This window comes from Streptococcus suis, assembly GCF_046032115.1.
GTDB lineage: Bacteria > Bacillota > Bacilli > Lactobacillales > Streptococcaceae > Streptococcus > Streptococcus suis_AJ.
This window is the reverse complement of sequence record NZ_JARQOZ010000052.1, coordinates 1-12,779: the sequence shown is the minus strand read 5'-3', so window position 1 is coordinate 12,779 and position 12,779 is coordinate 1. Positions and strand designations below refer to the sequence as shown.

Below are 12,779 nucleotides of genomic sequence, written 5' to 3'. Positions count from 1 at the left end.
TAACGCGTTTTCTAAAATCAATTCCGTAAGTCATAAGTCTATTTTATCATACATCAAATAAAAACTAAACAACTATACTATAGGCTTCAAGAGAATTCCGATATGCAGGAGCTAAATAAGCTTTTGGGGTTTGATTGGACGAATGGGATTGTCAAATTTGAAACAATCAAAAAGTATGGGAAACGTCCATACACAACAAAAAAATAAGAGACAAGAACAGTGAAATCCCTTGATAGGCAAGGGGTTAGCTGTTCTTTATGCTTTTTTAAGTGATAAACTCGGGAAACGTAAAATCGTTTGTTTTTGTTTATATAATCAGAAAAGTATGGAATTTGAGTATTGATTTTGCTATAATATACAAAAGAATATTTGGAGGTATTTTATGAACGATAAGGAATTTGGACAACGTGTACGTCAACTTCGAGAAACCGCTAGTCTGACACGTGAACAGTTTTGCGATGACGAACTTGAGCTCTCCGTCCGCCAACTAACCCGTATCGAAGCAGGTACTTCTAAGCCGACTTTTTCAAAAATCCAGTATATCGCAACCCGCTTAGGCATGGGGCTCTATGAGCTTATGCCTGATTATGTGTCGCTACCTGAACGATATTCCAAACTGAAGTTTGATGTACTTCGTACACCGACTTATGAAAATGAGGAATTGATGGGAAAACGGGCAGATATGATGACGGAAATCTATGATGATTATTACGACGACTTGCCTGAGGAGGAGAAAATAGCGATTGATGCCATTCAATCCATTATTGATGTATTTGAAACGAAGACAGCAGAATTTGGTCAAGATATTCTAGAAGATTATTTTGAACAAATCCAAAGAAAACCCCAATTTTCAGCCAACGATTTGTTGATAATCCAGCTCTATTTGATCAATTTGAGAATGGAAGTTAAACAGAGTAGTGATTTCCAGTATTTTTTAGAGTTGGTTGAAAAGTTTCCGAGCCAAGTAGAATTAGTTGAATCTGGGGATTTGTTTATTTTAAGGGATGTGATGATAACTTCTGTTGGACTTTTGGGACAAAAGGAAGAATTTAGCTATATTCCTACACTCTTTGAAGCACTTGATAAGATAATGCAGAAGACCCAAGATTTTCAAAAGAAACCTATTCTTAATCTGCTTAAGTGGAAATATGAGTTGTTAATAAATAAAGATGAAGATGTAGCAACTGCCTTATATGAAGAAGCACTTCTTTTTGCAAGAATAATTGGTAATGCACACCTAACGGCTAAACTAGAAGAAGAGTGGAGAAAAGATAGTCAATTATAGGACATTTTTGTCCTGTTGGAAAATTTACTAAGATTGTAAAATAGTTTTATCAAATGAAGGAGATAGAGCAATGATTACAATTCTTACAAAAGTTTTTCCATTTGGAGATTTCTCAACAAGCTGGTGGAATTTTTAACATTCACCTTATTCAAAAAGCTAACATCCGTTAGGCTTTTTTTGCTATACTAGACAATATATAGGAGGTGGCTATGTTAGAAAATTGGTTAAACACCAAGCAAGGTCAAGTGTTTCATTATAAGATGGAAAAGATTGAGTATGCCTTAGAACTGCTAGGAAATCCCCAGTTTGCAGTGCCGGTCATTCATGTTGCTGGAACCAATGGCAAGGGATCGACCATTGCCTTTATGCGCCAGCTATTTCAGGCACATGGCTTGCGTGTCGGCAGTTTCGTGTCACCCCACATGGTGAGCGTACACGACAGGATTTGTATCGACAGCCAGCCCATTTCTGACCATGATTTTCAGCACTATTTACAGAAAGTCTACGACTTGGAGCAGGAAGTCGCCACTCGTTATGAGCCTTTTCGCTATTTTGAGGTTATGGTGCTTATTATGTTCCTCTATTTCGAAGCTCAACAACCCGATGTGGCACTGGTAGAGGTGGGCATTGGAGGGCTTTTGGATACGACTAATGTCGTGGCACCAGCTCTAAGCGTTATCACCTCCATCGGCATGGACCATCAGGATTTACTAGGCTCGACTTTAAGGGAAATAGCAGAGCAGAAAGCAGGGATTATCAAAGAAAACGTGCCTGTCGTCCTTGGACCACTTTCTCCAGAAACCACAGCTATCTGTCGCCAAATTGCCTTTGACAAACAAGCCCCTGTCTACCAATTTGGTCAGGAATTCACCTATAAAGCAGGACAGTTCAGCAATCCGGACATAGACCTGTCAGAATTGGTTCTGGGTTTGGCTGGTCATCACCAAGAAGAGAATGCGGCTGTAGCCCTACAAACTTTTCTACTCTATATGACTAGTATCCAAAAAGACATTCAACCTCAGTTGATTCAACAAGCCCTTGCCCAAACCAGCTGGCCGGGTCGTTTGGAATTGGTTGCTCAAGAGCCAACAATCTATTTGGACGGAGCCCATAATGTCCCAGCTATCGAACGCTTGATTGAATTTATTCAGGAACAAGAAGAGCCTGTTACCATTCTCTTTTCAGCCCTTCGGCGCAAGGACTTTCAAGAAATGCTTGAATTATTGGAAGAAAAATTACCACATACTGCCCTTGTATTAACCAGCTTTGCTTATGATGGTGCCTTGTCTGAGGAAAACCGACAAGGACGAGATTATGTTGAGAATTATCAGCAGTTTATAGAAGACTGGCAATCTAGCAAGCAAGGGATTTTGATTATCACAGGCTCTCTCTACTTTATCTCAGAAGTTCGTCGGATTTTTAAAAAATGAATATCTTTTTGCGAATAAATAGGTATGACACATGCAGAAACAGTAGCCTTTTTAAAGGAATTTGAAAAAACCAAACGCCATACCTTCCGCCAATTAGAGCAGTTTGCAAAAATTTCCAGAACTCCCGATAGGAAATGACATCGGGAGTGCTTTTTGATATAATAAGGAAAGCAAATCCAAGGAGAAGAAAATGACAGAATTAGATGTAGTTTCGGACGTAGTTACTCATCCTGAGGAAACTTATCGGCGTAGTCGTAGAGCATCACGCAGACAGCAAGTGCAACTGAATGGTGAATTTCATGAAAGAGTATTAAAGACAAAGTATTGGCCAGCTCTTGTTTGGAGCTTAGTTTTAAGTGTTTTTAGCGTAGCCAATCCACTGCTAATGCCATTTGCAACCAATATACAAACTCAAAATTTATATGCAGGGATGGCAATGGCAAATGGACAAATCCCTTATGGTGATTTCTTTGGTACAAGCGGGTTATTATTCTACTTACTTGCTTTCTTAGGTCATCTGGGAGGAACTTTCATTATCTTTGGAATCCTCCAGTTTATAGCATTACTGATAGCGGGAGTCTATTTCTATAAGATTGTAGCTTATTTTAGTCAGTCAGAACACCTAGCGACAAGTTCTAGTCATTGGTTCTATGTATTTATTTTTGCACTTGGTTTTGGAGGGATGTATGCAGAAATGTTTGCTCTTCCGTTTCTTTTGACTAGTGTGTGGTTTCTGGTCCGCTATTTTGAAAATGCAGTGCGTGATGAGGCATTTATCCTCTACGGAATCGATGCGGCATTGGTATTTTTAATTTACCCAAAAAGTCTGATCCTTTGGTTAGTTGCGGGTCTAGTTTTATTTATTTTTAATATCCAACACCGCCAAGTTACTCGAGGAATTTATCAATTATTAGCGACCATTTTTGGTTTTCTTCTGATTCTATATGCGGTAGGTTATTATGCTTTTGAGGCGCAGATTCTGGGGACAGCTATTCAACAAACTTTCCTTTATAACTTACAGTTAGACTTTCACCATTCCTATCTATATTTAGCCTTGGCGATTGTGTCTGTATTCTTACTCTTATCTGGATTCTTTAAAAGTTTCATCCAAATGGTGTTTTCTTTCAAACAAGGAAGACATACCTATATCAAAGTTCTCCTATTATTGACTTTCTTAGTTCAATGTGTCTTTATTATTGGGAATGCAAACTTTCAATGGAGCCAACTCATTCTTCTTTTACCGTATGGTTTTGCGATGTCAGTCGTTTACCTGCGTGATGAGGATGTAGAAGATCACCGTGGGTATTTGCGTCGTCAATTCTTTCTTCCGTTAGCTATTTGTTTGGGTATTATCGCTCAACCGGCTTATCTTTATTTGATACAGGGAGATTTGAGAACTGACCGTGAACAAGTTGCCAATTACATTGGTGAACAAACGAAAGATTCGGATAAGATTTATGTTTGGGATAATAGCGCAAGTATCTATCTTTCAAGTCAACGTTTATCTGCCGCAACGATTACTACAGCAGAACCCTATCTGAATACTGACGACAATAAAAATAGCTTGATGTATGACATCAATAAAAATGAGGCAAAATTTGTAGTGGTCAACAAAAACTTGCCAATTTTAGATGATGTCAAGGCAAACCTGGAAACTCAGTACAAGTCTGTACAGACAACGGATTACTTTACGATTTATCAAAAGAATGAATGATTGCTCAGGCAGTCATTTTTTCTTTAGCCTATCTGGGAAAAGGAGGGAAAGTGGATATGTGGTATAATGGAAAAATAAGCATTCGGGAAAAATTATTAAAGAAATGTAGGAGAAATGATGTCACATATTATTGAACTACCAGAAATACTAGCCAACCAGATTGCGGCTGGTGAGGTCATTGAGCGACCAGCCAGTGTGGTTAAGGAGTTGGTGGAAAATTCCATTGATGCAGGGGCTAGTCAGATTGAAATTAGTGTTGAAGAGGCTGGCCTTAAAATGATTCAAATCACGGATAACGGTGAGGGGATTGCTCCTGACCAGGTGGCATTGGCCCTGCGACGTCATGCGACTAGTAAGATTAAAAATCAGGCAGACCTTTTCCGGATTCGGACCTTGGGTTTTCGTGGTGAAGCCCTGCCCTCCATCGCTTCTGTCAGTCAAATGGTCATTGAAACGGCGACAGCAGACCATGCTCACGGACTTCGTCTGGTTTCCAAGGGGGGTGTCGTTGAGTTAGAGGAGCCAATCAGTCGCCCAGTTGGTACCCAGATGACCGTTTCTGACTTGTTTTATAACACCCCTGCCCGTCTTAAGTATGTCCGTAGTCAGCAGGCTGAGTTATCACATATCGCAGATATCATAAATAGGCTGAGTTTGGCTCATCCTGAAATTGCCTTTACCTTGGTTAATGAAGGGCGGGAATTGATGCGTACGGCAGGAACGGGCAAGCTTCGTCAAGCTATTTCAGGGATTTACGGTATCGCGTCTGCCAAAAAAATGGTGGAGATAGAAGCCGAAGACTTGGATTTTCACGTTTCAGGTTACGTTTCCTTGCCAGAATTGACCCGTGCCAACCGCAACTACATTTCCATTTTCATCAATGGTCGCTACATCAAGAACTTTCTGCTAAACCGTGCTATTTTGGAAGGTTACGGTAGTAAATTGATGGTAGGTCGTTTTCCGCTGGCTGTGATTTCCATTGAGATTGACCCCTATCTTGCTGATGTCAATGTCCATCCGACCAAGCAGGAAGTTCGCATTTCCAAGGAAAAAGAACTCATGACCTTGATTCGAGAGGCGATTAGTCAAGCGCTTAAAGAGCAGGACTTGATACCAGATGCTCTTGAGAATTTAGCTCAGTCAAGTACTCGACCAAAAGTAAAAGCAGAGCAAGGCACCTTACCACTCAAAGAGCCAAAAATCTATTATGATACGATTAAGCAAGACTTCTTCTTAAAACCAGACGTGGTCGCTGAGGATGTCAAACCTCTCGAAGAGGATAGGCAAGAGATTGTTGAGTCGCCTGTCGAAAATAAACCTACATCTGTTCAATTTGCAGAACGTCAGTTGGTGGAATCAGAAGATCAGGAGCATCCTAATCTAAGTGCAAAAGAATTGGCAAAACTGGCAGATAAATTAGACCGGGAGGAAACATCGACATTTCCAGAATTAGAATATTTTGGTCAGATGCACGGTACTTACTTGTTTGCACAAGGAAAAACAGGATTGTATATCATTGACCAGCACGCCGCACAGGAGCGGGTCAAATATGAATATTACCGTGAGAAAATTGGTCAGGTAGATAACTCTGCCCAGCAGTTATTAGTACCCTATATCTTTGAATTCCCTCAAAATGATGCCCTCAATCTTGCACATAAAATGGACGCCCTTCGTCAAGTTGGTGTCAACTTGGAAGAGTATGGTGTCAACCAATTCATCTTGCGGGAACACCCTATCTGGATGAAGGAAGAGGAGATTGAGTCAGGCATTTATGAGATGTGCGATATGCTGCTCTTGACCGACCAGGTGTCTGTAAAGCAGTATCGGGCAGAATTGGCAATCATGATGTCCTGCAAGCGTTCGATTAAGGCCAATCATGCCTTGGATGACTATTCAGCACGCGACTTGTTGCGGCAATTATCTCATTGTCAAAACCCTTATAACTGCCCACATGGCCGACCAGTTTTGGTGCATTTTAGCAAGTCTGACATGGAAAAAATGTTCAGACGCATTCAGGAAAATCATACGAGTGTGCGTGAATTAGGCAAGTATTAAGGATTTTAACACCCCTGTAAAAGCATTTGGACTAGCTATTTTTATCACCAGCTTGTAAAGTAAAGGAGGGAACATGACCAATCTTGGACAACTCATTCACATGGAGCGAACAAAACGACAGGAATCTCAAGAAGCCTTAGCAAAAGCAATCGGAGTGTCACGACAAACTGTCTTGAACTGGGAAAAAGGTCGCACTCTACCAGATAGTGCCAGTCTAGTCAGTATTGCCCAACGCTATCACCTCTCTTTTGACCAGCTAGTCGGCCTACAAGTCGAGGAGAAGAAAAGACGAGTTTGGATAAACTACCTCTTTCTCTTAATCCTATTCAGTCTGGGGATCTTTGTTGGTGGTAACGCCACTCTCTTGCTCCCTTTCCTTATCGTTTTTTTCCTCATCGGCTTCCTTATCCAAGAATTCATGTTGACCAAATCTTTATAAGCGAGGTTATCGTATGGTCCGAAAAGATCGGCTATTTATTGCATTTATTGTCCTTGGTGTGCTCAATCTGTTGGTCAAGCTTCACCGCTATTTAGGACTTAGTCCAACCCACAGTCTTTATTACCAGCTTGCTAGTTTTGTATTGCTATTTGCACTTGGCCTATACTACTATAAAGAGCTTCTTTGGACTGATTTTGGAAAAATGCTGAGCTGGAAACTGTTTTATCAATTCCCTTTGTTTTATCTTGCAGACTTTTTGGTCATGTATGGAGGAAGTTTTTTCCAATACTTGATAATGAAATCACTCCATATCTCAGAAGGTGTAGGCAATGTTACAGCAGTTGATAAGATAGACCAAATTGTCCCACTTCCAATCTTTTTGCTGATAGTGGGAATCATCGGTCCGATTGTTGAAGAACTTTTTTATCGAAAATTTTTACAGGATAGTCTGAAAAATGTTGTGAGTCCATGGTTGGCTATTGTCTTGCAAGGTCTCATTTTTGGATTAGGGCATGCCAAATCTCTGGATAGTTCAGAAATTATCAACACGATTCCCCAGATTTGTTCGGGTATTTACCTGGGCTATCTCTATCACAGGACAGGTAACCTTTACTACCCAATGTTCGTTCATTGTGCAGGCAACCTCTCCATAGTATATTGAGACTCAGCTTCGCTATCAATAGCGAGGCTTTTATGGTACAATAATAGGACTAAATTATCATCAATAAGGAAAAAATATGTACGACTATATCAAAGGAATCTTAACAAAGATCACTGCAAAGTATATTGTGGTAGAAACGCATGGAGTTGGTTATCTTTTACAGGTGGCCAATCCCTACGCTTACTCTGGGCAGGTCCAGCAAGAAGTGACTGTCTATACCCATCAGGTAATTCGTGAAGATGTTCATTTGCTCTACGGATTTGCTACAGAAAATGAAAAATCCGTCTTTCTGAGTCTGATTTCAGTATCAGGTATTGGTCCGACAACAGCTCTGGCTATTATTGCTGTTGATGATAACGACGGTCTGGTGCGGGCTATTGAGCAGAAGAATATTACCTATCTGACCAAGTTTCCAAAAATAGGCAAGAAAACAGCCCAGCAGATGATTTTGGACCTGGAAGGCAAGTTTGTCATGAGCGAAGAAGCGGGTCCTGTTCAAGAAGTAGCACCATCCAGTGAAAATATCGCCCTCGAAGAAGCAATGGAAGCCATGGAGGCGCTTGGTTACCGACCAGCCGAACTCAAGAAAATCAAGAAATTCTTCGAAGGTACCAACGACACCGCAGAAAACTACATCAAGTCAGCCCTTAAAATGTTGATGAAGTAATAGGATACTAAGGCGTTAAGCGATACACAGCAAAATAGACGGCCGAACAGAAATTTTGCTAGAAATTTCGTTGTGAGACCTCCGCAATGACAACTAGGTAAAAGGCGAGTTTTAACGAAGCCTTTTGCCAGATGTCAACTGCGTTACTCGGTGATATTTAGGAATTAGAGCTACGTTTTGCAAAGCATCGTAGCCGTGTTCAACTCATCATACTACGGCAATCGCTATTTGCGACTTGCCTAGGTACCTTACTAATTCGCCACAAAAATAATATCGATTTTTGTGGCTCATGTCGTGTCCAGATACAAAGGATGTAAAGGACAAAGCAAAATAGACGGCCGAACAGAAATTTTGTTAGAAATTTCGTTGTGCGACCTCCACAATGACAACTAGGTAAAAGGCTAGTTTTGACGACGCCTTTTACCAGATGTCAACTGCGTTATTCGTTGATATTTAGGACTTAGGGTTATGTTTCTCACAGTCCTTAGTCCGTGTTTGATTACCGTACCAGTATGATGGTTACTGAAGCAACCTGCGACAGCGTTAAGTAAAACCGTATGTGAGAAGGAGTTTCTATGTCCCGTTGTGCTTGGGTTAATCCCAACAATCCACTCTATATTGCTTACCATGATGAAGAATGGGGCAAGCCACTTCATGATGAGCAGGCTCTATTTGAGTTGCTCTGCTTGGAGTCCTACCAAGCTGGACTTTCCTGGGAAATTGTCCTCAACAAACGCCAGGCTTTCCGCTCTGCCTTTTTCAACTACGATGTTCAAAAGGTGGCAGCTATGACAGACAGCGAGTTAGACGGTCTTCTGAGCAATCCAGATATCATTCGCCACAAGGCAAAGCTGTACGCTACCCGTGCCAATGCCCAGGCTTTTCTTCGAGTACAGGAGGAATTTGGCACGTTTGATCAGTATCTTTGGGAATGGGTTAGCTTTACATCTATCGACAACCCTGTCAAGTCCTTCCGAGAATTGCCGACTAAGAACGACTTGTCTGAGCGAATTTCAAAAGATTTGAAAAAACGAGGTTTCAAATTCGTCGGTCCTGTCTGTGTTTATTCCTATTTACAGGCAGCAGGTCTGTTGAATGAACATGAAGAAACTTGCGAGATTGGAAAGAAATTGCGAACTAATTAGATGAGCGAGCAATCGCACCCTAGACAGAGGAGGAATATGAAAGCAGAACTAATCGCCGTTGGGACGGAGATTTTGACAGGCCAAATCATTAATACCAATGCCCAGTTCCTTTCGGAGAAATGTGCAGAGCTGGGAATTGATGTTTATTTCCACACAGCTGTTGGAGATAATGAACAGAGGCTTTTGTCTGTACTGGAGATAGCCAGCAAGCGTAGTGAGCTAGTCATTCTCTGTGGAGGACTTGGTCCAACAGATGATGACTTGACCAAGCAGACCTTGGCAATCTTTTTAGGTAGAAATCTTGTGTTTGATGAGTTGGCTATGGCAAAATTAGACCGTTTCTTTGCCAGTCGCCCAGGTCGTGTCCGTACACCAAATAATGAACGTCAGGCACAGATTGTGGAGGGAAGTCAGGCACTACAGAATCCAGCTGGTTTAGCTGTTGGTGGTATGATTGAGCAAGATGGTGTAACCTATATTGTTTTGCCTGGCCCACCAAGTGAGCTCAAGGCCATGTTTTCTGAGAGTCTCTTACCTTTACTGTCCCAATCTCAGCAGCAACTTTATTCGCGTGTCCTACGCTTTTTTGGTATTGGCGAAAGTCAGTTGGTGACGATTTTAGCTGATTTGATTGACAAACAAACTGACCCAACTCTTGCCCCCTATGCCAAGGTTGGTGAAGTGACCTTACGTTTATCTACCAAGGCAAATAGTCAAGAAGAAGCAGATTTACGTCTGAATCAGTTGGAAGAAGACATCTTACAACGTGATAAACTGAGAGAATATTTCTATGCTTACGGTGAGGACAATAGTTTGGTCAAAACGGTAGCGACTCGTTTGGCGGAGAAAAGACAAACCATCGCTATCGTCGAACAGGGGACAGGTGGTCTCTTGCAAGCTGAATTGAGCCTGGCTTTGGCTGTTCAGCCGTATTTTAGCGGAGGAAAAGTCATCGGTCAGCTAGGGACAGAATCGGGCAGACTATCAGAGGAAGCTGACTGCATTCGGCAGGAGCTGCAAGCTGATTTGGGTTTGGCTGTGTCTGTGCTTATCAAACCGAAATCAACAGAGGACAACGTACTTGCAAAAGTATATCTCACTTTGGCTACGACCTCGGGTATTTCCCAAAAAGAGATAGATTTAGGTGGTTATTCGTGGCAATACCTTCGCCAGCTTGCTTGTCTGCAGGCCTGGGATTTTGTACGAAACACTTTGTGAAATAGCAGATATTTGCTATAATAGTTTGACTAAGAAAAGAGGAGAAAATCATTGGCTAAGAAACCAGGAAAAAAATTAGAAGATATTACAAAGAAATTTGGCGATGAGCGTAAAAAAGCGCTGGATGATGCCCTAAAATCAATTGAAAAAGATTTTGGTAAGGGCGCTGTCATGCGTCTTGGTGAGCGTGCTGAGCAAAAAGTTCAGGTCATGAGCTCAGGTAGCTTGTCCATCGACATCGCACTTGGAGCGGGTGGCTATCCGAAAGGTCGTATCATTGAGATTTACGGTCCTGAGAGCTCAGGTAAGACAACTGTTGCCCTTCATGCGGTAGCTCAAGCCCAGAAAGATGGTGGTATTGCTGCCTTTATTGATGCGGAACACGCCTTGGATCCAGCCTATGCAGCAGCGCTTGGTGTTAACATTGACGAGTTGCTCTTGTCACAGCCAGACTCAGGGGAACAAGGTCTTGAAATTGCAGGCAAGCTGATTGACTCTGGTGCGGTTGACTTGGTTGTTGTTGACTCGGTTGCAGCCCTTGTACCACGTGCAGAAATTGATGGCGATATCGGTGATAGTCATGTTGGTTTGCAGGCTCGTATGATGAGTCAGGCCATGCGCAAACTCGGAGCATCCATCAACAAAACTAAGACAGTAGCTATTTTCATCAACCAATTACGTGAAAAAGTCGGTGTCATGTTTGGTAACCCCGAAACAACACCTGGTGGACGTGCGCTTAAATTCTATGCATCTGTCCGTATGGATGTTCGTGGAAACACACAAATCAAAGGAACAGGCGACAAGAAAGACCAAAATGTTGGTAAGGAAACCAAGGTGAAAATCGTGAAGAACAAGGTGGCTCCACCGTTTAAAGAGGTTGTTGTTGAAATCATGTACGGTGAAGGAATTTCTCGCACAGGTGAATTGATTGAGATTGGTAGCAACCTCGGCATCATCCAAAAAGCAGGTGCTTGGTATTCATACAATGGAGAAAAAATTGGCCAAGGTTCTGAAAATGCTAAGAAATTCTTAGCAGATAATCCAGCAATCTTTGATGAAATTGACCGCAAGATTCGTATTCATTATGGCTTGATTGAAGCAGATGGAGTTGAAGAGGTTGTGACCCAAGAAGCCCCTGTTGCTGTGGAAGAGATCCAAGATGTTATCTTAGATCTTGATGGCGGTATTGAATTAGAAGATTAAAAACGAAAAAGTTTGGTGTGACCAGACTCCCAAATTTCAAGTTGAAGTTAGCCACCCAAAAGAAATTCACTCGGCGACTTGTAGCCCAAGCATTTTTTAGGATAGTTGTTAATCCAATTTTCTATAAAAGCGACTTCTTTCGAAGTCGTTTTCTTGGTTCCTTTAGGTAACCATCTCCGAATCAATCGATTAGGGTTTTCATTTGAGCCTCTTTCCCATGAAGAGTAGGGATGTGCATAGTAGATATGTTCCTCAGGAAACACTTCAACCAATCGACTAAATTCCGAACCATTATCTGCAGTTATTGATAAAATATGATACTCAGCTAATAGTAACCTAAGTACCTGATTGACAGCTTCAGCAGTTTTACTAGGAATTAATCGTATGATTTGGTGTCTACTTCGTCGGTCGGTTAAGACTAAAAGACACTGATTTTTCGCTCTGGTTAGTAGAACTGTATCAATTTCATAATGACCGTTTTCCAATCGAAGATTGATGACCTCCGGTCGCTCTTCGATTGACTTACCAGCCGGCTTAAAGTTGGGACTAGCATGCTTCTTGATACCTTTCCTTTTTCTAGGATAAAGCATGTCCGATTTCTTCAATCCTAAATGTCCATTATGAAACCAATAGTAGATGGTTGAAATCCCTACTTTCATTTGCTTCTTCTTCACTATCATTTCAGGAGAAAACTTTTGCTTATGATAGTGTAAAATCTTCTCTTTCATTTCTTTCGTTAGGATTATCTTTTTCACCGACCGTTTTCGATTGAATTGGTAAACAGTTTGTGCATAATCAGCAGAATAAACTTTTTTGTAGACCCTTTTTCGCACTTGTTGTAAAGTTGTCCCACGCTTGATTTCATTATGAATTGTTTGAGGAGCCTTTCCAAGCAAGCGTGCAATTTCACGATTTGACTTATTTTCAAGTTTCCACCGCTCAATCAAGCGACGGTTATCTAT

General features: G+C 41.4%; 11 protein-coding genes. 10 read left to right on the top strand and 1 reads right to left on the bottom strand.

Translation table 11 applies throughout. The annotated features are described in order from the left end of the window. Positions 1–382: 382 nt before the first annotated feature. The 10 genes from P7J36_RS10925 to recA all read left to right on the top strand — a co-directional run bounded on the left by P7J36_RS10925 (position 383) and on the right by recA (position 11,817). Positions 383–1,285, top strand: a complete 903-nt coding sequence (locus P7J36_RS10925; RefSeq protein WP_408552129.1) for a helix-turn-helix domain-containing protein — start codon at positions 383–385, stop codon at positions 1,283–1,285. Positions 1,286–1,494: 209 nt separating this feature from the next. Beyond that, the gene (locus P7J36_RS10920; RefSeq protein WP_408552128.1) at positions 1,495–2,715 is read left to right on the top strand and encodes a bifunctional folylpolyglutamate synthase/dihydrofolate synthase; all 1,221 of its coding nucleotides are present in this window, start codon (positions 1,495–1,497) and stop codon (positions 2,713–2,715) included. A 190-nt stretch (positions 2,716–2,905) separates the two neighbouring features. Continuing rightward, positions 2,906–4,429: a quinol oxidase gene (locus P7J36_RS10915; protein ID WP_408552127.1), complete on the top strand. Its 1,524-nt coding sequence runs from the start codon at positions 2,906–2,908 to the stop codon at positions 4,427–4,429. Positions 4,430–4,546: 117 nt separating this feature from the next. Then, entirely contained in the window at positions 4,547–6,484 is a 1,938-nt protein-coding gene (gene mutL / locus P7J36_RS10910) for a DNA mismatch repair endonuclease MutL (protein WP_408552126.1), read from the top strand. Positions 6,485–6,557: 73 nt separating this feature from the next. Next, positions 6,558–6,923, top strand: coding sequence for a helix-turn-helix domain-containing protein (locus tag P7J36_RS10905; protein ID WP_408552125.1), 366 nt, complete (start codon positions 6,558–6,560; stop codon positions 6,921–6,923). 13 nt (positions 6,924–6,936) lie between these two features. After that, positions 6,937–7,584, top strand: a complete 648-nt coding sequence (locus P7J36_RS10900) for a CPBP family intramembrane glutamic endopeptidase (RefSeq protein WP_408552124.1) — start codon at positions 6,937–6,939, stop codon at positions 7,582–7,584. 76 nt (positions 7,585–7,660) lie between these two features. Beyond that, positions 7,661–8,251, top strand: coding sequence for a Holliday junction branch migration protein RuvA (ruvA, locus tag P7J36_RS10895; RefSeq protein ID WP_408552123.1), 591 nt, complete (start codon positions 7,661–7,663; stop codon positions 8,249–8,251). 575 nt (positions 8,252–8,826) lie between these two features. Further along, a complete protein-coding gene (locus tag P7J36_RS10890; protein WP_408552121.1) occupies positions 8,827–9,396 on the top strand; it encodes a DNA-3-methyladenine glycosylase I in 570 nt (189 codons plus the stop codon). A 36-nt stretch (positions 9,397–9,432) separates the two neighbouring features. Further along, positions 9,433–10,614, top strand: coding sequence for a competence/damage-inducible protein A (locus P7J36_RS10885; RefSeq protein WP_408552120.1), 1,182 nt, complete (start codon positions 9,433–9,435; stop codon positions 10,612–10,614). Positions 10,615–10,665: 51 nt separating this feature from the next. Then, the gene (gene recA, locus P7J36_RS10880; RefSeq protein WP_408552118.1) at positions 10,666–11,817 is read left to right on the top strand and encodes a recombinase RecA; all 1,152 of its coding nucleotides are present in this window, start codon (positions 10,666–10,668) and stop codon (positions 11,815–11,817) included. A gap of 47 nt (positions 11,818–11,864) precedes the next feature. On the opposite strand, the gene P7J36_RS10875 is transcribed toward recA, so the two are convergent. Further along, the coding region (locus P7J36_RS10875) for an IS30 family transposase (RefSeq protein ID WP_408562452.1) at positions 11,865–12,779 on the bottom strand (915 nt) is incomplete at its 5' end.

Coding starts and splice junctions, on each gene's coding strand:
- P7J36_RS10925 (WP_408552129.1), top strand. CDS start 383: ATGAACGATAAGGAATTTGGACAACGTGTACGTCAACTTCGAGAAACC.
- P7J36_RS10920 (WP_408552128.1), top strand. CDS start 1,495: ATGTTAGAAAATTGGTTAAACACCAAGCAAGGTCAAGTGTTTCATTAT.
- P7J36_RS10915 (WP_408552127.1), top strand. CDS start 2,906: ATGACAGAATTAGATGTAGTTTCGGACGTAGTTACTCATCCTGAGGAA.
- mutL (WP_408552126.1), top strand. CDS start 4,547: ATGTCACATATTATTGAACTACCAGAAATACTAGCCAACCAGATTGCG.
- P7J36_RS10905 (WP_408552125.1), top strand. CDS start 6,558: ATGACCAATCTTGGACAACTCATTCACATGGAGCGAACAAAACGACAG.
- P7J36_RS10900 (WP_408552124.1), top strand. CDS start 6,937: ATGGTCCGAAAAGATCGGCTATTTATTGCATTTATTGTCCTTGGTGTG.
- ruvA (WP_408552123.1), top strand. CDS start 7,661: ATGTACGACTATATCAAAGGAATCTTAACAAAGATCACTGCAAAGTAT.
- P7J36_RS10890 (WP_408552121.1), top strand. CDS start 8,827: ATGTCCCGTTGTGCTTGGGTTAATCCCAACAATCCACTCTATATTGCT.
- P7J36_RS10885 (WP_408552120.1), top strand. CDS start 9,433: ATGAAAGCAGAACTAATCGCCGTTGGGACGGAGATTTTGACAGGCCAA.